Below are 26,049 nucleotides of genomic sequence, written 5' to 3' on the forward strand. Positions count from 1 at the left end.
AGGAGAGCTTCGCTGTCCGTCATCTTCCGTGCACATCAAAATATTACGGCCGCCGGCAGAACTCTTCCAGGACCACACCGACCGGAGGCTTTGCCCGATTGGACTTTTTCAAGGCTTTGTCCCCGGTTAGATTGTGCCTTGCCCGCGCCATCGAAGGGCGCGTGGCGATGGCGCTCCGCCGGATCCGATGAGGGACGTTTTTGTGAAAAATAGACCCTTTGGCGCTCGTCCCCTCTGTGCCGTTCTTGCCGCAACCCTTTTTCTGGTTTTGACGCCGCCTTCATGGTCGGCGGACAAGCAGAACCCCGCAAAAATCGTCGAGGATCTCGACCGGCGCATCGAGCGGGTGGTCAATGGATTACTCCCGCCGGTCGTACTCGAAGGCGCCGAGCTCCGCAAAATGAAGCTTGCGGACCGCATGGCGGCCCTTCGTATCCCAGGGGTAAGCATCGCGATGATCCATGACGGAGCGATCCAATGGGCGCGCGGCTTCGGAGTTCGATCCTTAGGTGGGCCGCCGGTCACGCCGGACGATCTGTTTCAGGCCGGCTCGATCAGCAAGCCCGTCACGGCGGTGGCCGCGCTTTCCTTCGTTGAAGACAGCAAACTTCATCTCGACAGCGATGTCGATTTGGCACTGACCAGCTGGAAGATTCCGGCTACACCGCTGACGAGGGAAGCCAAGGCGACCTTGCGCGAACTGCTCGCTCATCGCGCCGGCGTGAACGTCCCGGGCTTTTACGGCTATGCGTCGAATGCCTTGCTCCCTTCGCTGATCGCGACGCTGAACGGCACCGCGCCGGCAAATAATCCGCCGATCATTGTCGAAGTCGAGCCTGGTACGCAATACCACTATTCGGGCGGTGGCTACACCATCGTGCAGCAATTGCTCATCGATGTCAGTGGCCAGCCTTTTCCCCGCTTGCTGCAAGATTGCGTTCTCAGACCGTTCGGCATGACGCGAAGCGGTGACGCCCTATCTGGCGAATGGAGAACCGGTCGGGGGCGGCGCGCATATTTATCCCGAACTCGCCGCCGCGGGGCTTTGGACCACGCCGTCCGACCTCGCGCGCTTTGCCATCGGCGTCCAGAACGCGGTGGCGGGGCGGGCATCCCAGGTCCTGTCCCAAGCCATGGCGAAGGAGATGCTCACGCCCGGTCTTGGCCACTACGGCCTCGGGCCGATGATCGGCGGAAGCCGAGATCATCGCTATTTCTGGCATCCCGGCGTGAACATCGGATTTGCGAGCCTGATGGTAGGCTACGAATCCGGCGATGGCGCCGTGATCATGACCAATGGCGTGCGCGGTCTGGAGCTTGCCGACGAATTGATGCGCGCGATCGCGCATGAATATGATTGGCCGGACTTTGCCCCCGTCACCCGCAAATTGGCAAAAGTCGATCCCGCGATTTTCAATGCTTATCAGGGCCGCTACCGGTTGGCTCCAGATGTCGTTTTGACCATCTCGCGTCAAGGCGATCGCCTCTTCGCCCAAACCCCGGGAGAGCTGCAAATCGAACTCCTCCCCGAGAGCGTTCGAGACTTCTTCTGCATGGAAGCGAATGTTGCGATCAAGTTCAATACCGACGACCAGGGAGTGTCCACCGGACTGATCTTTCAGCAAAATGGAGAGGACATGCCGGCGCAACGGATCGACTAAAGCGCTTCCCGATCAGATGGAATCATCTGATCGAAAAGGAAACGCTCAAGTTCAACGAATTGGAGCATGTTCTGATCGAAAAAGTCGGTCAACTTTTTCGGAACATGCTCTAAAGAGCCGACAAAGGCCAAGCTATGCTCTCGAATGTCGCGCAATGGCAGAACAACCGTCGTGTTGAACGCGCCGGATGGCGCCCTCAAATCTTGAGGGCGGCTTTCAATTCCAGCAGCTGATCACGCTTTTCCGATGCGAGACGCCGGGCTTCGTCGTTGGGCGCATCGGCGACATCCTCTTCAACGTCCTTGATGTCGGCGGCGAGCTTCGCCGCATCGAGTTCCTCGACCGGAATCGCCTGTTCCGCAAGGATCGTCAGTCCGGTCGGGGCGACTTCGGCGAAACCACCACGGACAAACAGGCGAAGTTTCCTCGACGGCGTCTCATCGACTTCAACGACACCTGGCTTCATGGTCGACATGAAGGGCGAATGGTCCTTGAGAACCGTGAATTCGCCCTCCGTTCCGGGAACCACCACGGCTTCCACGTCGCCCGAGAAAACGAGTCGCTCGGGGGAAACGAGTTCGAAGTGAAAAGCCGCCATTTCATACCCTCGAATGTCGTTTGCTTATGCTGCCGATGCCATGCCGCGCGAACTGCTACGCCGCCTCGGCTGCAAGTTTCTGGGCCTTTTCGACCGCCTCGTCGATCGAGCCGACCATATAGAAGGCGGCCTCAGGCAGATGGTCATATTTGCCTTCGACGAGCCCCTTAAATCCCTTGATCGTGTCGGCGAGCGACACGAGCTTTCCGGGCGAGCCGGTAAACACTTCGGCGACATGGAAAGGCTGCGACAGAAAGCGTTCGATCTTGCGGGCGCGGGCAACCGTCAGCTTATCTTCTTCGGACAGCTCGTCCATGCCCAGAATGGCGATAATGTCCTGCAGACCCTTATAGCGCTGCAAAATCTGCTGAACTTTTCGCGCGACCGCGTAATGCTCTTCACCGACGACGAGGGGCGACAGCATGCGGGACGTCGAGTCCAGCGGATCGACCGCCGGATAAATGCCCTTTTCGGCGATCGCACGCGACAACACGGTCGTCGCGTCAAGATGGGCGAAAGAGGTTGCTGGCGCGGGATCGGTCAAATCGTCGGCGGGCACATAGATCGCCTGCACGGAGGTGATCGAGCCTTTGGTCGTCGTAGTGATGCGTTCCTGCAAGGCACCCATGTCGGTCGCCAGCGTCGGCTGATAGCCGACCGCCGAGGGAATACGGCCGAGAAGCGCCGAGACTTCGGAACCCGCCTGGGTGAAACGGAAAATATTGTCGACGAAGAAAAGCACGTCCTGGCCCTTGTCGCGGAAATCCTCGGCGACGGTGAGGCCGGTTAGCGCGACACGGGCACGCGCGCCCGGAGGTTCATTCATCTGGCCATAGACCAGCGCACATTTGGAGCCCTCGGCCGAACCGCCATGTTCATGCGGATCGACATTCACCTTGGACTCGATCATTTCATGATAAAGATCGTTGCCTTCGCGGGTGCGCTCGCCGACGCCGGCGAATACCGAATAGCCGCCATGCGCCTTGGCGATATTGTTGATCAGTTCCATGATCAAGACGGTCTTGCCGACCCCGGCACCGCCGAAGAGACCGATCTTGCCGCCCTTCGCATAAGGCGCGAGGAGATCGACGACCTTGATCCCGGTCACCAGAATCTGCGCTTCGGTCGCCTGCTCGGCATAAGTCGGGGCCGGCTGATGGATCGACCGACGGTTGTTCGCGTTCACCGGACCCAACTCATCCACCGGCTCGCCGATGACATTGATGATGCGACCGAGGCAGGCCTCGCCGACCGGCACCGTGATCGGGGCTCCCGTATCGGTGACCGGCTGGCCGCGGGTGAGCCCTTCGGAGACGTCCATCGCGATGCAGCGCACGGAATTTTCGCCGAGATGTTGGGCGACTTCCAGGACCAGGCGGTTGCCGCCATTGTTGGTCTCAAGCGCATTGAGGATCTCGGGGAGTTCCCCGTCGAATTTCACGTCGACGACGGCGCCGATGACCTGCGTGACGTGGCCTGTGGGCCTATTGGGGGCGGCGTCAGCCATGCTTCGTCCTCTCAAGATTGTCTTGAATGCTCACAGCGCTTCGGCGCCGGAGATGATCTCGATCAGTTCCTTCGTGATCATCGCCTGACGCGAGCGATTGTATTTCATAGTTTGCTTTTTGATCATCTCGCCGGCGTTGCGCGAGGCACTATCCATCGCACTCATCCGGGCGCCCTGTTCGGACGCGGCATTTTCAAGCAGCGCCCGCAAAACCTGGATCGAAATATTGCGCGGCAGCAGCGTTGTGAGGATTTGTTCCTCGTCCGGCTCATATTCGTAAACCGCGGCCGACCTCGTCGCTTTCTCATCCGCCGCAACGGCAAGCGGAATGAGTTTTTGCGCGGTCGGGATTTGCAAGATCACCGATTTGAAACGCGAAAAAAACAATGTGCAGACATCGAACTCGCCGGCATTGAAGAGTGCGACGATCCTGCGCCCGATCGCGTCCGCGTCGTTGTAACCGAGCGAACGGACACCGCGGAGGTCGATCAGGTCGATGATCTGACGCTCGAATTGCCGGCGCAGAAGGTCATGCCCCTTCTTGCCGACGCAGAGAATCTTGACCGTCTTGCCTTGTCCGATCAGCGAGGCCGCGGTGTCGCGCGCGAGACGCGCGATCGAAGCATTGAAGGCGCCGCAGAGGCCGCGTTCAGCCGTGCAGACAACCAAAAGATGGACGTTATCGCGGCCGGAGCCACCCAGCAGCGGCGGGACCTGCGCGCCGGTTCCGATCGAGGCCGCGAGCCCGCTCAGGACCTGTTCCATCCGCTCGGCATAGGGCCGCGCCGATTCAGCCGCCATCTGAGCGCGCCGGAGCTTAGCCGCCGCAACCATCTGCATGGCCTTGGTGATCTTCTGCGTCGCCTTCACGGAGGCGATCCGGTTACGCAGATCCTTTAACGAGGGCATTGTCTATCCACTTCACCTATGTCCCGGTGTCGCGAACTCACGCGAAAGTGTCATTCAAGCGAAGTTCTTGGCGTAGGCATCGACAATCGACTTCAGTTTTGCGCCGGAGTCGTCGGAAAGATCCTTGGAGATGCGGATCGCATCGAGCAGATCGGCGTGGCTCGTGCGCAAGAGCGCCAGAAGCCCATCCTCGAAAGCCCGCACCCGGTCAACCGGCAAACCATCGAGATAGCCGTTGACGCCGGCATAGATCACACACACCTGCTCTTCGATCTTCAGGGGCGAGAATTGCGACTGTTTCAAAAGCTCGGTCAAGCGGGCGCCGCGGGCGAGCAGCCGCTGGGTCGTCGCATCGAGATCGGATCCGAACTGCGCGAAGGCCGCCATTTCACGATATTGCGCGAGCTCGCCCTTGATCTTACCGGCAACCTTCTTCATCGACTTGGTTTGAGCCGAGGAGCCGACGCGCGACACCGAAAGACCGACGTTCACGGCAGGCCTGATACCCTGGTAGAAGAGATCGGTTTCCAGGAAGATCTGGCCGTCGGTGATCGAAATAACATTGGTCGGGATATAGGCGGAGACGTCGTTCGCCTGGGTTTCGATGATCGGCAGCGCGGTGAGCGAACCGTTCCCATTGGCGTCGTTGAGTTTCGCCGCGCGCTCCAGCAGACGCGAATGCAGATAGAACACGTCGCCCGGATAGGCTTCGCGGCCCGGCGGGCGACGAAGCAGAAGGGACATCTGACGATAGGCGACCGCCTGCTTGGAAAGATCATCATAGATGATCAGGGCATGCATCGCATTGTCACGGAAATATTCGCCCATGGCGCAACCGGAGAAAGGCGCCAAAAATTGCATCGGAGCGGGATCGGAGGCCGTCGCTGCGACGATGATCGAATATTGCAGCGCGCCCTGCTCTTCCAAGACCTTCACGAACTGGGCGACGGTCGAGCGTTTCTGCCCGATGGCGACATAGACGCAATAGAGCTTGAGATTTTCGTCGGTCCCCTCGTTCAAGGGCTTTTGGTTGAGGATCGTATCGAGCGCCACCGCCGTCTTGCCGGTTTGGCGATCGCCGATGATCAATTCGCGCTGGCCGCGGCCGATCGGAATCAGCGCGTCGATCGCCTTGAGGCCCGTCGACATCGGCTCATGCACGGATTTGCGCGGGATAATGCCCGGCGCCTTAACGTCGACCCGAGCGCGCCGCGTGGCATTGATCGGACCTTTGCCATCGATGGGATTGCCGAGCGCGTCGACGACGCGGCCAAGCAGTTCCTTGCCGACCGGCACGTCGACGATGGCGCCGGTCCGCTTGACGGTCTGGCCTTCCTTGATGTCGCGATCGCTGCCGAAGATAACGATACCGACGTTGTCGCTCTCGAGGTTCAAGGCCATGCCGCGCACGCCATTGGCGAACTCGACCATTTCGCCGGCCTGGACATTATCGAGGCCATAGACGCGGGCGATACCATCCCCGACCGAGAGGACTTGGCCCACCTCCGTCACTTGTGCTTCATTGCCGAAGCTCGCGATCTCGTTCTTCAGGATCGCGGAAATTTCAGCGGCACGGATTTCCATCAGCCGACCTCTTTCATGCGGGTACGAATAGAATTGAGTTTGGTCTTGAGTGAGCCATCGACCATGCGGGAGCCGAGCTGAACGATCAGCCCGCCGATGATCGCCGGGTCCACCTTAACCGCGATTTCGACTTGTCCGCCGCCGGACAGATTGGCGAGCGCGCTTTGCAGCGCCTCGACATGCTCGGCCTTGAGCGGCTCGGCGACGGTGACGGAGGCCCGCGTGACACCCTTTTCGGCGTCGTTCAATGTGTTGAAGTCGCGGATCATGTCATGAATGGCGAACAGCCTGCGCTTGGCGGCGGCCAGCTTGAGAAATTTTGCGGCAAGCCCGGTGATTTCAGCCTTGGCGAGGATCGCGCCGAGCGCCTTGATCTGCTCCTCAGCGGAGAAGACCGGGCTCTTGATGAAACGTTGCAAGTCCGCGCTCTGCGCAATTAATTCCGCGAAGGCGGCGAGATCTGCGGCAACTTGGTCGGTTGTCGCGGTTTCCCGGCTAAGCGCGAAAAGCGCCTGGGCGTAGCGCCCAGCCATTCCCGAAACAAGTCCCTCTTGTTGCGCCAATTTATTCCCCAGTTCTTGACTCAGCGGCCCGCAACGCTCGGGTCTTTCGCGGCGAAGCGGCAAAACCAATCAGCGCGAGGTGAAGCTGAGAACAGGGCAAAGCCATAAGAAAACGCGGCCCGCCCCGAAGGCGACGGTCCCTAACATAGAGCTTTTTGCGGCGCAACCCTAGCTGCGTCGAAGGCGGTTCCAAGGACCGACAAACCGCCTCGGCAAGAGTACCGACATCAATGTCACCTCGATCACGCTAAATCAAGATCGTCGGCGATAAGCTTTTGCCGGCAAGGGTCGGGCCCGTTCGGAGGTCGGCGACGCGGATGTTTTTGCAAAGATCAACCTAGGCTCCTCTGGCGTGCGGCTCCGGCGCGGCAAAACAGCGCAAGCCGCGCAATAAGCGCCTCGTGCGTGTTGAGGTTTAGCGGGAGGCCGTCTTGCGGGCCGAAAGCGCGATCGTCCACAACGCCCGTACCGTCAAGGCGGGCGCGAGTTTCGGCTCCCGTCTGGTCCGTGCGATGGCTTCGGCAATGGTCTCGATAACCCGGCCGAGTCGGGCCTTGGTCCACGCGGCCGACGAAGGCAAATCGAAAGCCTCGGGCCCGGCGCTTCGCGTGTCCCCGCCAAAACTGGTCCGGTGCAGCCGCAAAGCGTGGCGAAGCGCCGCGCCGAGCAGCGCATAATGATCGCCAGCCCCGCCAAAAATACGGCGCAGACTTGCATCGAGCGCAGTGAAATTGCCGCCAAAGGCGTCGTTGACGGCTTCCTCAACGAGAAGGCTCGATGCGTCCGACACAACGGCCTCGACGTCGCCGAGGTTAATCTCGCCCTTGCCATGCGCATAGAGCACGAGTTTTTCGAGTTCCGAGCGGGTCGAAAGCCGGTTTTGGCCAAGCAGCGAAGCAAGGAAGGCCTTGGCGGCGGGCGCAATCGCAAGATTCGACTCGCGAATCTCGACATCGATCAATTGCTCTATATCCCGGCCGGAATCCGGATAGCATTGGATCGCCGCCGCGTTTTTCCCGCGCTCGCACAATATCCTCAGGGCCGCATCTTTCTTCAACGCGCCGGCTTCGATCACGATGGTGCAGTCGCGCGGCGGCGTGGCGAGGACGAATTCGATCGCGCCGAGAAAGACCTTCCCCTGCGCCTCGATGACGATCGCTCTTTTCCCCCCGAAGAGGGGAATCGTATTGGCTTCATCGGCGAGCCGCATCGGGTCTGCGGCAAGCTCGTCGCCAGCGATCCGGACGAGTTGAAACGGATCCTTTGGATCGTCGATAGAACGCTGAATAATATCTCGCGTTCGCTCGGAGACGAGACCGGCGTCGGTGCCAAAGACAAGGTACAGAAAGATATGCGCAGGCGGTCGGGCAAGAAAACGCTCGGCTTCGTGATTCTTAACCGCCACCATCAGATGTCTCAGCCGCCTCCGGCAATAGCGGAGGCGAGGGCTGTGCGGATCTGATCAGCAAGCTCCTTCGCGTCGCGGATCTCGGCGTCACGCGCGGCGCGAATATCGGCAAACCTTTGACTGGTGCGATCATAGCTCGCAGCGACGGTTGCCGTTCCCTTGATAATCGGCTCGCCGCCCTGGACAGGCGTCAGCACGTAATTCGCATTTACCACGACGGTCGCGGCGGTCGGGTAGCCGGTGACCGTATCGAACAAAGGGGTCCGAACGGATGAGCTTGCGGTCACGACAAGCCGGTATTTAGGAGGAACATGCGCGCCGGTGCCGTTCAGGCGGAAAATCAGCTCGTTGCCAAGATAATGTCCGAGCCGGTTGGGAATCGGCTGAACTTCGATGGCTTGCAGTTCACCCGCGACGTCGCCGCCCGCGCTGAGCGGCCCATAGAGCGGCCGGAAACAGCCAGCGAGCGAGAAGCTGATCGAGAGGGCAGCCAGGACAGCTAACGCGGCTCTGCCACGCGGTTCGCGTTCAGGAAACGACATTCACAATCCTCTGCGGAACGATGATGATCTTTTTCACCGGTTTCCCCTCCAGCGCGCGCTGAACCGGATCGAGTGCGAGCGCGGCCGCCTCGATCGCGGCTCGATCGGCGCCGCGGTCGACGACGAGGTCGGCCCGCTTGCGGCCGTTGACCTGAACCGGCAAGGCGATCGTATCCTCGACGCAAAGGGCCTTATCGGCGCGCGGCCACGCGGCTTCGGACACCAGATCCGCATGGCCAAGCCGCGCCCAGCATTCTTCGGCGAGATGCGGCATCATCGGCGCCACCATCACCACCATGATTTCGCCGGCCTCGCGGAAGGCTGCGCGGATATCCGGGCCGATTTCCGCGCTTTCAATCGCGCCGATGGAAGCGGAAAGCTTGTTGGCAAGATCATGAATCTGAGCCACTGCGCGGTTGAAGCGCAACCGCTCGATGTCTTCCTCGATTTTGAGCAGGCTCGTATGAACCAATCGCCGAATCTCATTCGCCGCCGGGGATGGATTTTCCGCAAACGGCGTGTTGATGGGAGCGGCAAGTTCGGCGATTTCGCCCACCAGCCGCCAGAGGCGCTGAACGAATTTGGCTGCGCCCTGAACACCTTCTTCCGTCCAAATAACATCGCGTTCGGGCGGGGAGTCGGAAAGCACGAACCAGCGCGCGGTATCGGCTCCAAACCCCTCGATGATTTCGTCGGGATCGACGGTGTTGCGCCGCGACTTGGACATTTTCTCAATCGAACCGATGGCGATTTCCTGGCCGTTATCGAGCCGGAACGCACGCCGCTCATTGGCGCGCTGCTCGATCCTGATGTCGGTTGGAAAAAGCCATTCGCCGTCGGGGGCCCGGTATGTCTCGTGAACCACCATGCCTTGGGTAAATAATCCCGCAAAGGGCTCCTTGAGTTTGCCGACGTGACCGGTTGCCTGCATCGCCCGGGTGAAAAACCGAGCATAGAGGAGGTGCAAAATCGCGTGCTCGATGCCGCCGATATATTGATCGACCGGCAGCCATTTTTTGACCATCGCGGTGTCGGTCGGCGCGGCTTCGTTCCACGGATCGGTGAAGCGGGCGAAGTACCACGAGGAATCCACAAAAGTATCCATCGTATCCGTCTCGCGCCGGGCGGGCTCGCCGCAGACCGGACAGGCAACATGTTTCCAGGTCGGATGCCGGTCGAGCGGATTGCCGGGATCCTCGAAGCTGACGTCCTGAGGCAATTCCACCGGCAAATCGGCAACCGGAACCGGCACGATGCCACAGCTCTCGCAATGGATGATGGGGATCGGGCAGCCCCAATAGCGCTGGCGTGAAATGCCCCAGTCGCGCAGGCGGTAATTGACCTCGCGCCGGCCTTGCGGCCTGTTGCCGATCGACGTTGCCTCCATACGCCGGGCAACCTCTTTCTTTGCTTCGTTCGTTGTCATCCCATCGAGGAAGCGTGAATTGATCAGCACGCCGTCGCCCTCATATGCGGTATCGCCGATCTTGAAGGTATCGGGGTCTTTGTCCGGAGGACAGACAACCGGCGTATTGCCAAGCCCATGGGCATTGGCAAATTCAAGATCGCGCTGATCATGCGCCGGGCATCCGAAGATCGCGCCCGTGCCATAGTCCATCAAAACGAAATTGGCGACATAAACAGGCAGGCGCCAATCGGGGTTGAAGGGATGGCGCACTTCAAGTCCCGTGTCATAGCCTTTCTTTTCCGCCGTTTCGATGGCCGCCGCCGATGTGCTGCCATGATGGCATTCGGCGATGAAGGCGGCGAGGTCTCCGTCAACCTTCGCGGCCTCTGCCGCAATCGGATGATCGGCGGCGATCGCCAGGAATTTTGCGCCAAAAAGCGTGTCCGGCCGGGTAGTATAGACCTCGATTTCGCTTGCCGCCATGGGAGGCAACGGTTCGAGTTCGAATCGAATAACAAGCCCCTCCGAACGGCCGATCCAGTTTGCCTGCATCAGCCGGACTTTTTCCGGCCAGCGGTCCAGATTATCGAGCGAGGTCAATAGATCCTCGGCATAATCGCTGATCTTGAAGAACCACTGCGTCAGTTCGCGCTGCTCAACGAGAGCGCCCGAGCGCCAGCCGCGTCCGTCGATCACTTGCTCATTGGCAAGCACCGTAAAATCGAGCGGATCCCAATTGACCTTGGATTGCTTGCGAACCACGAGGCCGGCCGCGAGAAAATCCAGGAACATACGTTGCTGGTGCTTATAATAGCTTGGATCGCAAGTCGCGATCTCGCGCGACCAATCGAGCGAAAGCCCAATCGACTTCAATTGGGTGCGCATGGACGCGATATTGGCGTAGGTCCAGGCAGCCGGATGGCTCTTGTTGTGCCAGGCGGCGTTTTCGGCCGGCATGCCGAAGGCGTCCCAGCCCATTGGGTGCAAAACATTGAAGCCACGCGCGCGCTTGTAGCGGGCAATCACATCGCCCATCGTATAATTGCGGACGTGTCCCATATGGATGCGGCCCGAAGGATAGGGAAACATCTCGAGGACGTAATATTTGGGACGGGAATCTTCGTTAGGCGCGCGGAAAATTCCCGTTTCGTCCCAAATCCTTTGCCATTTGGGTTCGGTTTCGCGGGCGTTATAGCGCTCAGAGTCCATGGGCTTTTGATCGTCGATCGCGTCGGGTAAGCGGGCCAATATGTGAGGCGTACACAGCATTAATTAACGAACTCGGTCAATCTCCCTCGGTCAAGGTCGTGTTTCAGTTGGGATTTCGGCGTCGCGCGCGAGGGCTGACATTCGCCGAGAGTGGCCTTCCCCAACCTTCAGGGGCAAGTGCTGCTTCCAGTCAGCCCGAATATCTTGATCTTTACTTCTTTAGATTTTGGGGTGTTAACCTCTCAAACCTATTTCACGAGGGGAAATCATGTCTCCATCCGTTCGCGCAGGTTTCTTGATCGCAATCGCCGGGGCCTTAACGACCTCACCCATGAGCACCTCTTATGCGCAGGACGTTGCATCGCTTTGCGCGAAGGGGGCCGATAACGATCGCGTGAGCCCCATACCGGCCGCCCTTGTTCCAGCGGCGCGCCGGCTTTTCGGCTTTTCGTCCGACACGCCCGGCGCATACATTCAAAAAGGCACTTCGTTTCGATGCATGCAGGGCCAAGTTTGGCTTTGTAACACCGGCGCCAATCTCGTTTGCGGGAAAGCCAACGCCAGCCGCAAATCAGCAGGTGCTTCCGCCTTTTGCAAAGATAACCCCGGTTCCGATGTTGTTCCCATGGCCGCCACCGGGCATGACACGATCTACGAGTGGAAATGCGTTGGAACCAAAGCCGTCATCTCGCGACAGGTCGAAAAGCTCGATCCTCGTGGCTTCATTGCCGAGAACTGGAAGCAGTTGGATTAATACCAAGTCTCGAATGAAATTACTCATCTACCGTGGTCATGGCCGGGCTTGACCCGGCCATCCAAACATCTGCCTCCGTTGTTGGATGCCCGGCTCAAGGCCGGGCATGACGGCTAGCGCCGATGGGTCGCTCTCTTTGAAACATAGTACAAGGCCAAAGCTTTGCAGCAGCATACAAAATCTTTAGAAACCGCCGTCGGACGCCTCGCCGCGGTTCGCGCCCGCATCGCATGCGCTGCCCGCGACTCGGGGCGTAATCCACAAGATGTTGCCCTCGTCTGCGTCTCCAAAACTTTCGCCGCCGAGGAGATCAAACCCGTGATCGAGGCCGGCCAAAGAATTTTTGGGGAAAACCGGGTCCAGGAAGCGCTGGAGAAATGGCCGGCGCTCAAGGCCGCCCATCCCGACATCGAACTTCACCTCATCGGGCCGTTGCAGTCGAACAAGGCGCGCGATGCTGTTCAGTTTTTCGACGTCATCGAGACCTTGGATCGGGAAAAGATCGCCAAAACCCTTGCGGACGAGATCCAAAAATGCGGGCGGCACCCCCGCCTCTTCGTCCAGGTGAATACCGGCGCCGAACCGCAAAAGGCGGGCATTCTTCCGCAGCAGGCCGACCGCTTTATCGCGAATTGCCGCGAAAATTTTGGGCTGGAGATTTCCGGGCTCATGTGCATCCCGCCCGTCGACGATCAGGCCTCACCGCATTTCGCGCTTCTGAACCAGATCGCCGCCTGCAATGGGATCAAGGCTCTCTCGATGGGCATGAGCTCCGATTTTGAGCTCGCGATTCAATTGGGCGCGACCTATGTCCGGGTCGGAAGCGCCATATTCGGCGCGCGGTGAGATCGTGCGAGAAACTTCACCTGATCGTCAGCGTCACCTGTCGAGAGAGGCGTGGCAGCAGGCGCCGCAGATCGGCCGGGCGAAGGGCGACGCAGCCTTCGGTTGGCGCGTATCCCGGGCGAGCGCAATGAAGAAAAATCGCGCTGCCTTTGAATTTATGGCGCGGCCGGATGTTGAAATCGAGCACAAAAACCAGATCGTAAAGACCGTCCGCACGCCACAGTTTCTCGTGCCGGGCCGCGCTCGGCAAACGGACCCAGCGGTTGTAGACCGCGCTTGAAGGATCGTCGCACCAGCCGTCGGAGGGCCTGATCGGCCGCATCGGCACGAGCGAGAGGAGACGCGCCCCCCGGTCCACGCGAAAGAAACCAGAGAGCAATCGAAACGCGCCGGCGGGCGTCGCGTGGTCGCCTTCCCGCTTGTCTCGGGTGATCCCGGTTCGCCCGAGAGCGCAGGGGATGACCACCGGCCCCGCGTGAAATCTGCCGAACCAGACTGCATCAGCTTGACCTTGACGCGGCATACGCGTGGCCGATAGACGGCTCAGGCCACGCTTGACCTTGCCAGTCTTAAGCGCAAATGATTTAGGCAGCTCTTTTGCAATATATTTCATGCAAATTTATGCTTTCGGTCCATCGAATGCGATTCGCGGGTGCAGCCGGGCCGGTCCGTCTTAGCCCATTTTCCGGGCAAGCAACGGTAACCATTCCGCTTGAATTCGCTTTAGAGTTGCATGCCGCTTTCGCTCAAAATGCGCTTTCTTGGCTGCTGCACCTAAAGGCAGAGGGTTTCGGATAGATTTCCAATGCATTATGGGAAGGTTTTGGCACCGTGGGAACTGAGGAACCAGTTGAATCCGTGTCGATTATTGAGCGCGACGATGCCCGCTCCATTGGGGACAAGGTCATGACCCAGGCTCTTAAGATCCTGATCGCCGACGATGATAATGATTTGCGCGCGGCGCTGGCCGAACAACTTGCCCTGCACGAAGAATTTTCGGCCATCCAGGCCGATACCGCGAAGGGGGCGATCGCGCTGGCCCTTGCCGAAAGACCCGACCTCGTCATCATGGATGTCGGCTTGCCTGATCTCGATGGGCGCGAGGCGGTCCGGCAATTGCGCCAGGAAGGATTTAAAAATCCGATCATCATGTTGACCGGGCACGATACGGAGACCGATACCATCGAAGGATTCGATGCGGGAGCCAACGACTATGTGACGAAACCGTTTCGGTTTGCCGTGCTCCTGGCGCGGATCCGCGCCCATTTGCGCCAACATGAAACGAGCGAAGAGGCGCTGTTCCGGATTGGCCCCTATACGTTCCAGCCGGGGGCAAAGCATCTGATTGGCGAAAAGGGCAACAAGCTTCGCCTGACCGAAAAGGAAACCGCCATCTTGCGGTTCCTCTACCGGGCCGGGCAGTCGGTCATCACCCGAGAGGTCTTGCTGCGGGAGGTGTGGGGGTACAACGCCAATGTCACCACCCACACGCTGGAGACCCATATCTACCGGCTTCGGCAAAAGATCGAGCGCGACCCGGCCAAGGCGCAGCTTCTCATAACGGCTGCGGGCGGCTATAAGTTGGTTCCGTGAGGATAGCTCTGGCTTTTCCGAAAGCCGGGCTCTGCAAATGGAAGCGTCAGCATGCGATTGGAAGATGACATCCGCACGCTTGCGCGCAATCCGACCTTCGCTGCGATCGAACCCGAAGCGCTGCGGCTGATCGCATTTTCGGGCGAAACTCGCATCTTGCGCGCGGGCGACATTCTGTTCCGCCGCGACGAACTATCCAACGATGGCTTTGTGGTGCTCGCGGGCTCGATTGCCATGGATACCTCGGGGTTCGGCGCCACCGCCCGAATCGTCCGGCCACCTGGATTGATCGGCGAGTTGGCTCTGGTGACGCAGACCCGCCGGCCCGCGACCGCGATCGCCCGCGAACCCTCGACGGTCCTGCGGATTTCCCGCCCGCTGTTTCATCGGGTTCTGAACGAATTCCCAGCCAGCGCGGAACAGCTGCGCCAATCGTTGAGCGAACGGCTCCGTCAATTCACCGAGGAGCTCGGAGCGACGAGCTGGCCGGCCCTGGCCGCAGCCGACAAGGCTGAGTCGGGGTCTTAAGCCCACGTCTGGCCAAGCTTGTCAGAAATTGAAGTGCACGATGACCGGCACATGGTCGGACGGCCGTTCCCAGCCGCGGCTCTCCCGAACGACTCGCACGCCGCCGAGACTGGGCTTGAGGCTTTCACTGACCCAAACATGGTCGAGCCGCCGGCCCCGGTCGGACTTGGCCCAGTCGTGCGCGCGATAGCTCCACCACGTATAGAGCTTTTCATCCTGCGCCACGTAATGGCGCATCGCATCGACCCAAGGGCCAGCTTCGGCGACGAGGCCAAGCTTCTCGACTTCGACTGGCGTATGGCTGACCACCCGAAGCAAGGCCTTGTGATTCCACACGTCGGCCTCCATCGGCGCAATATTGAGGTCGCCGGCAATGACCGCATCCGTCTTGGCGATCTGATGGCTCGTGACCCACTCCGCCATTTCATCAAGGAAGGCGAGCTTATGCGCAAACTTCGGATTGATGTCCGGGTCCGGCTCGTCGCCACCCGCCGGCACATAAAAATTATGCAGGGTAAGCGGCCGGCCCTCCCCTTGGGTGGGAGAGAGCGTGACAGCGATGTGGCGGGCGTCCCCCTTGTCGCAGAACGAACGCCGGTCGATGAGGTCGAAGGGCAGCTTCGAGGCTACGGCGACGCCGTGATAGCCCTTCTGTCCATTGATCGCGACATGCGGGTAGCCGAGCTTGTGAAACGCGGCGAGAGGAAACTCGCTGTCTCGGCATTTGGTCTCCTGCAAGCAGAGAACATCTGGCGCATGTTCTTCCAAAAATCGCGACACAAGATTTATGCGCAGACGGACCGAATTTATATTCCAGGTTGCAAGAGTAAACTGCACGCCAAGCTCCACCACCAGCCAAGGAATTGACCACGTTTTCCAGCTCGGCCGCAAGCGCCAAGCAACTCGGCCCACAGGATCTGGCGGCGAAAAAAAGGGGCGCTCGATCATGGACCGAACGCCCCTAGGAGCAACCATTACCGGGAGGGGACCGGCAAATCTGCTTCAGGCGGAACGGGGGGATACGCCTGATAAGCTTTGTCGCTCACTCCCCTGAAAATACGTTGGGTTTGCGCAGTTTCAAGGCGCCCCTAGCCGGCTTTAAAATCCAAACGCTTGCGGTTTGACGCGCGGCTCGTTTCGCGATGCGGCTAAGCCATTAAAATTATTAGTGATTTTTAGGCAACGCCAGGCCCGCGATGCCTCAGGGCAAAAAGGGTCAATTATTTGTGTTTAACACGCGCTCTTGCGTGATCTGAAACAACCCGGGGTCCGGCTTCTTCGACAGATCGATATTGAAGAGCGAGACTAGAGTTTCATAGCCCTGGGGGTCGGTCACCTGCCATTGCCTGAGCGTGAACTTCACGGGATCGAATACCAGTTTAATCTGGGATGTTCCCCCGAAGGTCGCCTTGTCCTCGACCAGAATCGTCACGGCGTTCGGGTCGCTGGTCACGTCGATGATCTTCACATCGCGGGTCAGATCGACCTGATCCTTGAGCAGGAACTTAAGCGGTGTCTGGCTGATGAAATAAATATCCTTGGTCGCGGTCTTGCGATCGTGAACGGCAACGGAGAGACCGTCGGCGACGATCTCCAGCGTTGCGGGCGCGGCATATTCAAAGCGCAATTTCCCAGGCCGCTGGACGAAGATCTTGCCTTCGGAACGCTTGCCATCGGGACCGATCTGGACGAAGTCGCCGATCATGTTGGTGGCGGCGTTGAAATAGGTGTTTGCTTTTTGAACGGCGACGAGAGGGTCGAGGGGGACGAAGGGTTTGGCAGGGGCCGGGGCCGCGGTGGGAGCCGTAGCCTTGGCGGGGGCTGGTACAGTCGGAGACGTTCCTGCCTGAAGCGGCGCCATTCCGAAAAAGGAGCAAAATACGATAGCCAGTCCTGCCGTGCGCTTCATGAAGGCCGCCTCGATCCCGTGAAGTTTGCTGTTAGACCATTGATATGGCGTTAATGGGCCGCTGGTCTCACCTTCTGCGCGCGGCGTTTTCGCGTCCCGCCAACCCATTAGCCTACTTTTGCACGAGAGCTCAAGGCCGAACCAAAATGGCGCGAGAGCAAGCTCCGCGCCATTTGATGGGTTTAGGCGAACGCCGATCTAAGGGGCGTTCGCGGGAAAGCCGGCTTCAAGGCATTTGGATCGGGACATTCCTCGCAACCCGGCCGATGTCGGCCTCGACCATCATGGTGCAAAGGCTCTCAAGCGAGGTTTTCGGTACCCATCCCAATTTGTCGCGCGCCTTCTCAGGATTGCCTATCAAGATCTCGACCTCGGAGGGGCGATAGAAACGCGGATTGATTTTGACCAAGCTTTCGCCGCTCGATGCGGAGATGCCTTGCTCCTCCTCGCCCTTGCCCTGCCATTCTATGTCGATGCCGGCCGCCCGGAATGCCATGGTTGCGTAATCGCGCACCTTTTCGGCGCGATTGGTCGCCAGAATGAAGGTGTCGGGTTCCGGCGCCTGCAGAATGCGCCACATGCCCTCGACATATTCTTCCGCAAAGCCCCAGTCGCGGATCGATTCGAGATTGCCCAATTCGAGTGTTTTTTGCTGCCCAACCTGGATGCGCGAGACCGCGATGCTGATCTTGCGCGTGACGAACTCGGCTCCGCGCAGCGGGGACTCGTGATTGAACAGGATCCCGGACGCCGCGAAAATACCGTAGGCTTCGCGATAGTTTACCGCCATCCAATGCGCATAAAGCTTGGCCGCGCCGTAGGGGCTGCGCGGATAAAACGGCGTCGATTCGATTTGAGGAATGGCTTGCGCCGCCCCGAACATTTCCGCCGACGAGGCTTGGTAGAAGCGAATGCGAGGATTGACGGTGCGGATCGCTTCCAGCAGATGCACCGGTCCCAGACCGGTCATGTTGGCGGTCGCAATCGGCTGGTCGAAGGAAACATGGACGAAGCTCTGCGCGGCGAGATTGTACACCTCGTCGGGCTGCGTCGATTCGATGAGACGCATCGCGGTGCTGAGATCGGTGAGGTCAAATTCCCGCAGATGCAGATTTGGATGATCGGCAATACCAAGTTCCTGGATACGCCAGAAGTTTGGCGCGCTGGTCCGCCGATGGGTGGCATAGACGCGATAGCCGCGGTTCAACAAAAATCGCGACAAATAGGCGCCGTCCTGACCCGTGACTCCGGTAATAAGCGCAGTTTTCATCAAATAGATCCTGTTTAGAAGGTTTCGCGGGGATAGGTATTGATGTTCTTCTGGTGCTCGGCCCAGCGAGCTTCGACATAAGAACGGAACTTTGCCTTGAAGACTTGGGTCGAAAAGGAAAGCGCATGGGTTCTGATGCGTTCCGGATCGAAATCCTTCTCCACAGTCTCAAACCGCTTCACCGCCTCGCAGATGGCGTCTTCGGTTTGTTCGTGGAAAAACAGTCCGGTTACGCCATCGGCGACCGTCTCTCGGGCGCCCCCCTTTCCGAAAGCCAAGACAGGCGTGCCGCAGGCCTGGGCCTCAAGAGGGGTAATTCCGAAATCTTCTTCCGAAGCGAAGATGAAGCATCGGGCCTTTTGCATATGGTCGAGGAGAACCGGAAAAGGCTGAAATCCCATCACCTTTACGTTGCTGGTCGCTTCCGCCTGAATTTGTTTGAGAAGTGGACCGGCGCCGATAACCACCAGCTTCCGGTCCGGCATTTTGGCAAAAGCACGAACAATCAATTGTATTTTTTTATAAGGAACGAGGCGGGACGAGGTGAAGTAGAAGTCTTCCCGCGGACCTGGCCCTATCAGGAAGTCATCAACTTCAACGTTAGGGTATATGACGGTCGATTTCCGGCGATAGGCTTTCCATATGCGGCGCGCAATATAGCCGGAGCATGCGATAAAATAATCGACACCATTGGCTGTGCGGGAATCCCAAATGCGCATGCGATGCAGGAAATACCGCACTAAGGCGCTGCCGAACCCTTTGGTCAGCTTCGATTCTTCCAAGTATTGGTGCTGAAAATCCCAGGCATACCGTATCGGCGTATAGCAATAACAAATATGCAATTGATCGGCGCCGGTGAGCACCCCTTTGGCAACCGCATGGCTGTTGGAGATCACAAGATCATAATTCGATAAGTCATGTTGCTCAATGGCCAAAGGCATCAATGGAAAAAGATAGCGGTAGATCTGCTTAGAAAAAGGAATCCTTTGAAGAAATGAGGTTTTTATCTTGGTCGAGGCAAATGCCGTCCTTTCATGTTCAGGTAAATGATCAATAAGGCAAAATAGATCTGCGTCTGGAAAGACGGAAATCATTTCTGCGAGGACTTTGTCAGACCCCGCGTACGTCGTAAGCCATTCGTGGACCAACGCAACTTTCATAATCTCGCTCATGGTGATCGTGTTGCTTTAAACCGACCCCGCTCTGGGTCGCCGTTTATGAGCTCTAGCCTTCGCATGGTCCCTGAGCTTGCGCATGACCCTTTTGGATTATAGTGACAGCTAGCTTCAAAACTCATCTCCCAGTCTTTTTGTCGATTCGCGTCACTTCACTTGGCAAAGCTCAGCTAAGACAAAGCGAAATTTCAGCCCCCGTGCCGTCGCTCGCGGTTCCGCCGGGACCCAAAAAATGTTCGATGCGTTGATCTGCCTCAGCCGAGCAGATCATTCCGAAGCTATGGCATTGCTAATTTTGTTGAATGACTCATCCAGCTGTCCAAAGGACGCGGTGCTCGTGATTCAAGTTGTCCGGCATCGACAATGATCGGCTGGCCCGATGAGCGGACCAGCCCCGAAGTCACTTATGGCTTTATTGTGCGCCGCGGCCCGGCAAGATACAAGAGTTATTGTATTACAGACCGAAGAACGGGTTGTTGCTTGAATAAATTCGATAAACATTACTTATAATGCTTGCTCGAACCTAGGCCTCATTGGCGAGATCGAAGGCGCCCCTATCGATCCCACCGCCCACCAAGATCGTGCGCTTGCCCGAATGATTGGGGGCGCCGACCACGCCTTCCGCCTCCATCCGTTCGACGAGCGATGCCGCTTTGTTGTACCCCACCGACAAGCGCCGCTGGATGTAGCTCGTCGAGCATTTCCGATCGCGCAAAACGATGTTGACCGCGCGGTCGTAAAGATCGCCCGCCTCCTCGGCATCCATGCTTCCGGGTGCGGGCGCGCCACCATCCTCATCAACGGGTGAAGCGTCCTCATTGGTAATCGCATCGAGATATTCGGGCTGACCCTGGCTCTTCAAATGGGCCACCACTTTCTCGACTTCGCCATCTGCGACGAACGGCCCGTGCACCCGCGAGATGCGGCCGCCCCCCGCCATGTAGAGCATGTCGCCTTGACCGAGCAATTGCTCGGCGCCCTGCTCCCCCAAAATCGTTCGACTGTCGATCTTGGAGGTGACTTGGAATGAAATGCGGGTCGGAAAATTCGCCTTGATCGTGCCGGTAATAACGTCGACCGACGGCCGCTGGGTCGCCATGATGAGATGAATGCCCGCGGCGCGCGCCATTTGGGCCAGCCGCTGGATCGCGCCTTCGATGTCTTTGCCGGCGACCATCATCAGGTCGGCCATTTCATCGACGATCACGACGATGACCGGCAGCGGCGTAAGCTGCATCGCCTCATGTTCGTAGATGGCTTCGCCGGTTTCGCGGTCGTAACCGGTCTGCACGGTCCGCGTCAGCTTCTCGCCTCTTGCGGCCGCTTCAGCGACCCGCGCGTTAAATCCTTCGATGTTGCGCACACCGAGCTTCGACATGCTCTTATAGCGGTCTTCCATCTCTCGGACCGCCCATTTCAGCGCCACGACCGCCTTCTTTGGATCGGTGACCACCGGCGTCAGCAAATGCGGAATGCCGTCATAGACCGACAATTCGAGCATTTTCGGATCGACCATGATGAGACGGCATTCCTGCGGTTTCAACCGGTAGAGCAAGGACAAGATCATCGTATTGATGGCGACGGACTTGCCCGAGCCTGTCGTTCCTGCGACGAGCAGATGCGGCATACGGGCGAGATCGACAATGATGGGCTCGCCGCCGATCGTTTTGCCGAGCGCGATGGCGAGCCTGTGCTTGCTGTTTTCAAAGTCTTGCGAGCCGAGAAGTTCGCGCAGATAGACGGTCTCGCGGCGCTGGTTCGGCAATTCGATGCCGATGGCATTGCGCCCCTGAACCACGGCAACACGGGCCGAGATCGCCGACATGGAGCGGGCGATGTCGTCGGCAAGCCCTATAACCCGTGAAGACTTGATCCCCGGCGCCGGCTCCAACTCATAAAGCGTGACGACGGGACCTGGCCGGACATTGATGATCTCGCCCTTGACGCCGAAATCCTCAAGCACGCCTTCCAGCAGCCTCGCGTTCTGGCTGAGCGCGTCTTCGGAGACTTTGTTGGCCGGCAGTTTCTTTGCTTCGGACAGCATGTGCAGGGGCGGGAAAACATAATCGCGCGGCGACAGCCGGTCGAGCATCGAGGGCTGCGCTTCCTTGAGTGCCCGCGTTCCGGGCTTCAACATGCCGGCCGCCGCCGCGATGGTCCGCCGCGGCGCATCCTGATCCACTACAAGTTTTTGCGCTTCCCCTTTCGGTTTGCGCGCGGCGCGCGCAGCCGGCGGCGCATAGGCGCTGGCATCGAATTCTGAGTCCTCCGGTTCCGGCGCCGGCCAATGAAGCGGTTCGATGGCAAGATCGAGCGGCCGGTCGAATCCCGCGTCGGTATGTTGCAGGTTTTGCCAGGGGGCCGGCGGCGCCGCTTCCGCGTGGGCTCGACGCTGCGCGAGCCGACGCGCCAGGGCGGCCTTGAGGCTGAGCCCGGCATGGATCACCGCCCCGAGCAAAACCAGCGCCACGCCGGGTTCGCCGGCGGCGTCCTGATCCTCGGGGTAAGCGGGGCGGCGGCTCGAGACGAGTTCGTCGTCGTCCTCGCCCGCTTCGTCGGACCCGTAATCGCGCAGGCCAATGCAGGCCGACAGACACAGAATGGCGCCTCCGGCCAAAATGACCGCGAAGATCAGCATGCCGACGCCGTGCCCTCCGATCAGCCGGTTGGGAAGCATCAGGACGGCGTCGCCCAAGACACCGCCAAGCCCGGTCGGCAGGGGCCAGCGGGCGGTGATCGGAAGAAGGCCGGCGAGCCCCGCCGAAAACAATCCCCCGGCGAACCAAAGAGCAAGACGCGTCTTCCAGCGCTCCAGGCGGCGGGTAAACAGAAGCCGCCATCCCCAAAGGGCAAGTGGCGCCAGGTAAGCGATGACCGACAGGCCGAGCATCTGCATGATCAGATCGGCGGCGATCGCTCCCGGCGCGCCGAGCAGATTATGCACCTGCCCCGAGGCCGCGTGGTTGAAGCTCGGGTCCTGGACCGACCAGGACGAGAGCGCCAGCCCCAAGCCCACGGTCGCCGCCAGAAGCGCGAGACCGATGAGTTCGGCGCCCCGCCGTGCCGCGAAGGCCCGAACGGGTTCCGGGATATGATCGAGGGCTGTGAAACTCGTTGTCCGCATCATTCCCCGCCGCCGTCCAATTGCCGCTATTTTGCTTTGTCTTTCCCCGGTCGTGACGGCGATTCAGGGCTTCGGCCGCGCCAGGCTGACAAGCTTGGCGCAAGTTACCAAGGGGGGGTTAACGGCGTTTTAACCTTGAGCCTCCGCGGGGCCATCGAGCCAAAGCCCGTTTTCCGGAGCGCTCCAGCCTTGACGCCGCCCAAACCCTAAACTAAGAAGCTCGCGTCCCCTTTTTGCAAAGTGGTAGACGCGACCGGCTGCCGTTGCGGCATCGGGAGCATCCCAGCCGAACGAACCGATATTGAGGAAAAGCCATGTCCCGCCGTTGCGAATTGACTGGAAAGGCCGTTCAGACCGGCAATCTGGTCAGCCATTCGAACCATAAGACGCGGACGCGGTTTTTGCCGAACCTCTGCAATGTGACGCTGCTTTCGGATGCTTTGCAGCGCAAGGTCCGGCTGCGGGTGACGGCTTCGGCGCTTCGCTCAGTCGAACATCGGGGCGGCCTCGACGCTTTTTTGGTCAAGGCCAAGGATGCCGAACTGTCGAGCGGTGCGTTGGCCTTGAAGCGCGAAATCGCTAAGAAGCAGACGGCTGCCGGCTAAGGCAAAGGCCGTCCTCGCTAAGCTTTAGCAGCTTTACCTCGAGCGCGCGGCAGCCCCGCGCCCGGCTTGGCGATAAGTTCTTTTGCTGGATATCTTGGTGAAAGGGCGGTAATCCGCCCCCCTCGCTTCTCCCGGATGGCTTAGGCCACGCGGCGGACGAAAATAAGGATCACCGGCGCAAGGCTGCTTGGCGTCAGGGCACAGAAAACCTTCAAAAGGTGAAAGAGCCAGGGCTGGTTGCCATGATAGGCCGGGTTCGGATTGCTCGTGTGACAAGCGTCGGCCCAATAGTTCGGTGAGAAATGCTGGCGAATGTCGCGCAGCGTATTCAATCGGTAGATTTTGGGAAAGGTGTCGATCTCCTTTCGGTTCGGCTGCAGGAAACGAAGGGCTTTCGCTTCCATCGCCTCATTCATGAGGCGGACGCCGACCGCATAATAACTCCAGCGGTTTGGGGTCCGGGCGCAAAACCAGCCGCCAACCTTGAGGACGCGCCGCACTTCAGCGGCAAACGAGACCGGGTCTTCAATATGCTCAAGAACCCAGTCGCAAAGAATAAGATCGAAAGTTTGGTCGGCGAAGGGTAATGGTTTTCCGGGCTCGATGATTTCAGCCTGGTCCAATTCCGGGTTATGTTTGACGGCGGGATCGACATCGGCGCCGATCCTCCGCGAATATTTCTTTCCGAGCCGGAGCAACCAATGTTTCCAGGGTCCAAGCTTGGCATAAAAGGCCGAGCCACGGCCAGCACCGAGGTCGAGAACGACCGCACCCTCGGGGATGACCGAGACCACGCGCTGATAGAATTCCACCGTTCCGTCGTCTTGCGCATAGCCGCCAGCCGCTATTTCAGGATGGAATTTCGTATTGAGATCTTGCTGCTCCTGCAAGGCGACGTCGACACCTGAATTTGCGTGTGAAATCTCTTCCGTCACATGATGCTCCATTCGGCGGACGCAAACCGGGAAACCGCCATTTGGCCGCTTTCCCGTGATGATAGTGAACACATACGATGATGCGCCGCAACATACTAAACGTCATGCCTTCCCACGCAATGAAATTCGCCGGGTCATGAGCCTAAAAACCAGACATATTGCCGCCTTTGCACGCAAGTCTAGCGCTGTGCTTGCCAGCCCTGCAGACGATGCTGCATCGTCAAAGTCAAAGCCAATAGCGGATCAAAACGAAGGTTCAATAGGTGGCTAGCAAATTCGACTTCATGGTTCCCTCGGACAAACAAGTATCGCTTGTCCTTCCTTTGACCGTGGTCGGTGTTTGCTCGGTCATACAACTGCTTCTTGGGGCAAGCCCGGCAATTATTGCAATGTGCGCGATCGCGATCATCGTGCCTTTTCTGCCGTTCGTAGTTTATGGACGCGACCTCTATTCTGTTTTGGGCGTTGGCTTCAGCCTGACCTATGTCGGCATCGCTTTGGTCACCAAGACTTTCTACGGACAAACCCTCGACTCGAATCTGTACGACCCTTACGCCGCCTTTGGACTGACCATGTTGCTGATGGTGGTCCTGACAGCCATGCTGGCGACGGCCCGATACTTGGATCGGGGCAAAAGCTTGTTTTCATTTCCGATCGATTTACGGAGTTTGCGGCGCTTGTCGCTGATCTGTATCGGCCTCGGACTCGTCGGCGCGATCGTGGTTGCCGGCAACAAATCAACCGAAAGTGGCGGCTCGAATGCCGGTGCCGCGATTGTTCTTGGGAAAAATTTTCAAGACCTATTCTACCTCGGGCTGATTGCAGAGGTCACCTATGCCATCATCAAGTCCGACGGACGCAGCTTTGTCAGTTTTCGGCTTGGGCTTTGGCTGCTCCTCGAAACCTTGATGGTGGTCGCCCTGAATGTGAGGGAAGTTCTCGTAAGCTGCATCATCGGCGTGGTCACTGCGGCATTCCTTCATGGCATGTTGCGCTTTCGTCATCTTGTCATCGGGATGGTGGGCTTGTTTTTCTTGATCAATGTGATGACGCCCATCACCATTTACCTGAGGATGTCGAAGGAAGGATTGTCGATAACCCAGTTTGTGGTCCTGGCCGTGGATACTGTCGCAAAAGCCGCCACCGACCCGGATTTTTTCCGCATGATTTCCGACAGCGGAGATGCGGCGGCGACTCAAAACGACAATGTGTTGGTGGCGACCGACTATTACCACAAGCCCGCGAATGTCTTGGGACGATTGTCCTGGGTCGCCCTTGTCGACGCGGTTTACAATGGGACGCGAACCCGTGTGCCTATCGGGATGGCCGCTTTGGACGAGACATTGGCCGCAACCGCGCCGGGCTTCTTAGGATATCGAAAGAGCACCCAGGGCATGGGCGACTGGCTTTCATGGCAGACGGGGCTTTCCGAGCCAGGCCGGGTTTATTACGCGATCTTCGGTCTCCCCATGGAAGGGCTCGCCTCCTGGGGCCTGCTGGGGATGATCGCCTATCCGTTCCTCTTCATGCTCCCGGTGCTGTATGTCTGCGGCACTTTATCGAGTTTCCGCCTGACCCTGCCGCTCAGCATCTTTCTTTTCACGGCCATTCAGCATTCAATGCTTGAAAGCACGTCCGAAACATTCGTTGCGTTTTTGACCCGGGGCGTCCTGTTTCTTGTGGTTATTATATTTATATTATCCAAGATGGTATCTTCCGGCTCGCGGGGGACAAGCCCCAAAACGCGCGCTTTCGAAGCGCCGAATTGACGGTGCCGGCTCAAACCGGTCTGTTGCATTCACTATCGGTTTGCGGCATATAGGCGAGCCGGCGGCATGGATGCGGGTGTAGCTCAGGGGTAGAGCACAACCTTGCCAAGGTTGGGGTCGAGGGTTCGAATCCCTTCGCCCGCTCCAGATTT

General features: G+C 58.9%; 23 protein-coding genes and 1 tRNA gene. 9 read left to right on the forward strand and 15 right to left on the reverse strand.

The genetic code is table 11. The annotated features are described in order from the left end of the window. The first annotated feature begins 133 nt into the window (after positions 1–133). Both CU048_08665 and CU048_08670 read left to right on the forward strand, forming a co-directional pair. Positions 134–1,351, forward strand: coding sequence for a hypothetical protein (locus tag CU048_08665; GenBank protein ID QBR71342.1), 1,218 nt, complete (start codon positions 134–136; stop codon positions 1,349–1,351). Further along, a complete protein-coding gene (locus CU048_08670) occupies positions 1,134–1,661 on the forward strand; it encodes a hypothetical protein (GenBank protein ID QBR72783.1) in 528 nt (175 codons plus the stop codon). Before CU048_08665 ends, CU048_08670 begins: the two co-directional genes overlap by 218 nt. A 196-nt stretch (positions 1,662–1,857) precedes the next feature. Here the strand turns inward: CU048_08670 and CU048_08675 are convergent, their stop codons facing one another. The 8 genes from CU048_08675 to CU048_08710 form a co-directional block, all read right to left on the reverse strand. Beyond that, the gene (locus tag CU048_08675) at positions 1,858–2,259 is read right to left on the reverse strand and encodes a F0F1 ATP synthase subunit epsilon (protein ID QBR71343.1); all 402 of its coding nucleotides are present in this window, start codon (positions 2,257–2,259) and stop codon (positions 1,858–1,860) included. Positions 2,260–2,314: 55 nt separating this feature from the next. Then, positions 2,315–3,766: a F0F1 ATP synthase subunit beta gene (gene atpD, locus CU048_08680; protein QBR71344.1), complete on the reverse strand. Its 1,452-nt coding sequence runs from the start codon at positions 3,764–3,766 to the stop codon at positions 2,315–2,317. Between the two features lie 30 nt (positions 3,767–3,796). After that, positions 3,797–4,675: a F0F1 ATP synthase subunit gamma gene (locus CU048_08685; GenBank protein ID QBR71345.1), complete on the reverse strand. Its 879-nt coding sequence runs from the start codon at positions 4,673–4,675 to the stop codon at positions 3,797–3,799. Positions 4,676–4,729: 54 nt separating this feature from the next. Beyond that, positions 4,730–6,259 carry a F0F1 ATP synthase subunit alpha gene (locus CU048_08690; protein ID QBR71346.1) on the reverse strand — a complete coding sequence of 510 codons (1,530 nt, stop codon included), beginning with the start codon at positions 6,257–6,259 and terminating at the stop codon, positions 4,730–4,732. Then, complete coding sequence (locus CU048_08695) at positions 6,259–6,822, reverse strand: F0F1 ATP synthase subunit delta (GenBank protein ID QBR72784.1); 564 nt, start codon at positions 6,820–6,822, stop codon at positions 6,259–6,261. Before CU048_08695 ends, CU048_08690 begins: the two co-directional genes overlap by 1 nt. Before the next feature lie 415 nt (positions 6,823–7,237). After that, entirely contained in the window at positions 7,238–8,230 is a 993-nt protein-coding gene (gene holA, locus CU048_08700) for a DNA polymerase III subunit delta (protein QBR71347.1), read from the reverse strand. Positions 8,231–8,238: 8 nt separating this feature from the next. Then, positions 8,239–8,772, reverse strand: a complete 534-nt coding sequence (locus tag CU048_08705; protein ID QBR71348.1) for a hypothetical protein — start codon at positions 8,770–8,772, stop codon at positions 8,239–8,241. Then, positions 8,759–11,389: a leucine--tRNA ligase gene (locus tag CU048_08710; GenBank protein QBR71349.1), complete on the reverse strand. Its 2,631-nt coding sequence runs from the start codon at positions 11,387–11,389 to the stop codon at positions 8,759–8,761. Before CU048_08710 ends, CU048_08705 begins: the two co-directional genes overlap by 14 nt. A 268-nt stretch (positions 11,390–11,657) precedes the next feature. On the opposite strand from CU048_08710, the gene CU048_08715 reads away from it, so the two are divergent. After that, positions 11,658–12,143 carry a hypothetical protein gene (locus tag CU048_08715; protein QBR71350.1) on the forward strand — a complete coding sequence of 162 codons (486 nt, stop codon included), beginning with the start codon at positions 11,658–11,660 and terminating at the stop codon, positions 12,141–12,143. A gap of 162 nt (positions 12,144–12,305) precedes the next feature. Beyond that, positions 12,306–12,989, forward strand: coding sequence for a YggS family pyridoxal phosphate-dependent enzyme (locus CU048_08720; GenBank protein QBR71351.1), 684 nt, complete (start codon positions 12,306–12,308; stop codon positions 12,987–12,989). A gap of 16 nt (positions 12,990–13,005) precedes the next feature. Here CU048_08720 and CU048_08725 read toward each other — a convergent pair whose 3' ends face one another. Beyond that, complete coding sequence (locus tag CU048_08725) at positions 13,006–13,512, reverse strand: L,D-transpeptidase catalytic domain protein (GenBank protein QBR72785.1); 507 nt, start codon at positions 13,510–13,512, stop codon at positions 13,006–13,008. Between the two features lie 383 nt (positions 13,513–13,895). Here CU048_08725 and CU048_08730 point away from each other — a divergent pair, with 383 nt between their 5' ends. Beyond that, positions 13,896–14,582 (forward strand): DNA-binding response regulator, encoded by a 687-nt coding sequence (locus tag CU048_08730; GenBank protein ID QBR72786.1) that lies wholly within the window; start codon positions 13,896–13,898, stop codon positions 14,580–14,582. A gap of 51 nt (positions 14,583–14,633) precedes the next feature. Continuing rightward, the gene (locus tag CU048_08735; GenBank protein ID QBR71352.1) at positions 14,634–15,110 is read left to right on the forward strand and encodes a cyclic nucleotide-binding protein; all 477 of its coding nucleotides are present in this window, start codon (positions 14,634–14,636) and stop codon (positions 15,108–15,110) included. A gap of 21 nt (positions 15,111–15,131) precedes the next feature. Here CU048_08735 and xth read toward each other — a convergent pair whose 3' ends face one another. The 5 genes from xth to CU048_08760 form a co-directional block, all read right to left on the reverse strand. Then, complete coding sequence (xth, locus tag CU048_08740) at positions 15,132–16,058, reverse strand: exodeoxyribonuclease III (GenBank protein ID QBR71353.1); 927 nt, start codon at positions 16,056–16,058, stop codon at positions 15,132–15,134. Between the two features lie 268 nt (positions 16,059–16,326). Next, on the reverse strand, positions 16,327–17,019 hold the full coding sequence (locus CU048_08745; GenBank protein ID QBR72787.1) for a cell envelope biogenesis protein LolA: 693 nt from the start codon (positions 17,017–17,019) through the stop codon (positions 16,327–16,329). Between the two features lie 226 nt (positions 17,020–17,245). Further along, positions 17,246–18,289, reverse strand: a complete 1,044-nt coding sequence (gmd, locus tag CU048_08750) for a GDP-mannose 4,6-dehydratase (protein ID QBR71354.1) — start codon at positions 18,287–18,289, stop codon at positions 17,246–17,248. A 14-nt stretch (positions 18,290–18,303) separates the two neighbouring features. Next, complete coding sequence (locus CU048_08755; protein ID QBR72788.1) at positions 18,304–19,449, reverse strand: glycosyl transferase; 1,146 nt, start codon at positions 19,447–19,449, stop codon at positions 18,304–18,306. 538 nt (positions 19,450–19,987) lie between these two features. Continuing rightward, a complete protein-coding gene (locus CU048_08760) occupies positions 19,988–22,591 on the reverse strand; it encodes a cell division protein FtsK (GenBank protein ID QBR71355.1) in 2,604 nt (867 codons plus the stop codon). A gap of 311 nt (positions 22,592–22,902) precedes the next feature. Between CU048_08760 and CU048_08765 the strand changes: the two genes are divergently transcribed. Beyond that, entirely contained in the window at positions 22,903–23,193 is a 291-nt protein-coding gene (locus tag CU048_08765; GenBank protein ID QBR71356.1) for a 50S ribosomal protein L28, read from the forward strand. A gap of 140 nt (positions 23,194–23,333) precedes the next feature. On the opposite strand, the gene CU048_08770 is transcribed toward CU048_08765, so the two are convergent. Further along, the gene (locus tag CU048_08770) at positions 23,334–24,140 is read right to left on the reverse strand and encodes an SAM-dependent methyltransferase (GenBank protein QBR71357.1); all 807 of its coding nucleotides are present in this window, start codon (positions 24,138–24,140) and stop codon (positions 23,334–23,336) included. Between the two features lie 272 nt (positions 24,141–24,412). Between CU048_08770 and CU048_08775 the strand changes: the two genes are divergently transcribed. Continuing rightward, entirely contained in the window at positions 24,413–25,897 is a 1,485-nt protein-coding gene (locus CU048_08775; GenBank protein QBR71358.1) for a hypothetical protein, read from the forward strand. A 72-nt stretch (positions 25,898–25,969) separates the two neighbouring features. After that, positions 25,970–26,044 (forward strand) — tRNA-Gly (locus CU048_08780). The last annotated feature ends 5 nt before the right edge of the window (positions 26,045–26,049 follow it).

This window comes from Beijerinckiaceae bacterium (assembly GCA_004564215.1).
Lineage (GTDB): Bacteria > Pseudomonadota > Alphaproteobacteria > Rhizobiales > Beijerinckiaceae > Methylocapsa.

Excerpts from the sequence above, each read along its gene's own strand:
- CU048_08745 (QBR72787.1), bottom strand. The coding sequence starts at position 17,019 with ATGAAGCGCACGGCAGGACTGGCTATCGTATTTTGCTCCTTTTTCGGA.
- CU048_08760 (QBR71355.1), bottom strand. The coding sequence starts at position 22,591 with ATGATGCGGACAACGAGTTTCACAGCCCTCGATCATATCCCGGAACCC.
- CU048_08755 (QBR72788.1), bottom strand. The coding sequence starts at position 19,449 with ATGAAAGTTGCGTTGGTCCACGAATGGCTTACGACGTACGCGGGGTCT.
- CU048_08770 (QBR71357.1), bottom strand. The coding sequence starts at position 24,140 with ATGGAGCATCATGTGACGGAAGAGATTTCACACGCAAATTCAGGTGTC.
- gmd (QBR71354.1), bottom strand. The coding sequence starts at position 18,289 with ATGAAAACTGCGCTTATTACCGGAGTCACGGGTCAGGACGGCGCCTAT.
- CU048_08670 (QBR72783.1), top strand. The coding sequence starts at position 1,134 with ATGGCGAAGGAGATGCTCACGCCCGGTCTTGGCCACTACGGCCTCGGG.
- CU048_08710 (QBR71349.1), bottom strand. The coding sequence starts at position 11,389 with ATGGACTCTGAGCGCTATAACGCCCGCGAAACCGAACCCAAATGGCAA.
- CU048_08690 (QBR71346.1), bottom strand. The coding sequence starts at position 6,259 with ATGGAAATCCGTGCCGCTGAAATTTCCGCGATCCTGAAGAACGAGATC.
- CU048_08715 (QBR71350.1), top strand. The coding sequence starts at position 11,658 with ATGTCTCCATCCGTTCGCGCAGGTTTCTTGATCGCAATCGCCGGGGCC.
- holA (QBR71347.1), bottom strand. The coding sequence starts at position 8,230 with ATGGTGGCGGTTAAGAATCACGAAGCCGAGCGTTTTCTTGCCCGACCG.
- CU048_08730 (QBR72786.1), top strand. The coding sequence starts at position 13,896 with ATGACCCAGGCTCTTAAGATCCTGATCGCCGACGATGATAATGATTTG.
- CU048_08765 (QBR71356.1), top strand. The coding sequence starts at position 22,903 with ATGTCCCGCCGTTGCGAATTGACTGGAAAGGCCGTTCAGACCGGCAAT.
- xth (QBR71353.1), bottom strand. The coding sequence starts at position 16,058 with ATGATCGAGCGCCCCTTTTTTTCGCCGCCAGATCCTGTGGGCCGAGTT.
- atpD (QBR71344.1), bottom strand. The coding sequence starts at position 3,766 with ATGGCTGACGCCGCCCCCAATAGGCCCACAGGCCACGTCACGCAGGTC.
- CU048_08735 (QBR71352.1), top strand. The coding sequence starts at position 14,634 with ATGCGATTGGAAGATGACATCCGCACGCTTGCGCGCAATCCGACCTTC.
- CU048_08775 (QBR71358.1), top strand. The coding sequence starts at position 24,413 with ATGGTTCCCTCGGACAAACAAGTATCGCTTGTCCTTCCTTTGACCGTG.
- CU048_08685 (QBR71345.1), bottom strand. The coding sequence starts at position 4,675 with ATGCCCTCGTTAAAGGATCTGCGTAACCGGATCGCCTCCGTGAAGGCG.
- CU048_08705 (QBR71348.1), bottom strand. The coding sequence starts at position 8,772 with ATGTCGTTTCCTGAACGCGAACCGCGTGGCAGAGCCGCGTTAGCTGTC.
- CU048_08675 (QBR71343.1), bottom strand. The coding sequence starts at position 2,259 with ATGGCGGCTTTTCACTTCGAACTCGTTTCCCCCGAGCGACTCGTTTTC.
- CU048_08725 (QBR72785.1), bottom strand. The coding sequence starts at position 13,512 with ATGCCGCGTCAAGGTCAAGCTGATGCAGTCTGGTTCGGCAGATTTCAC.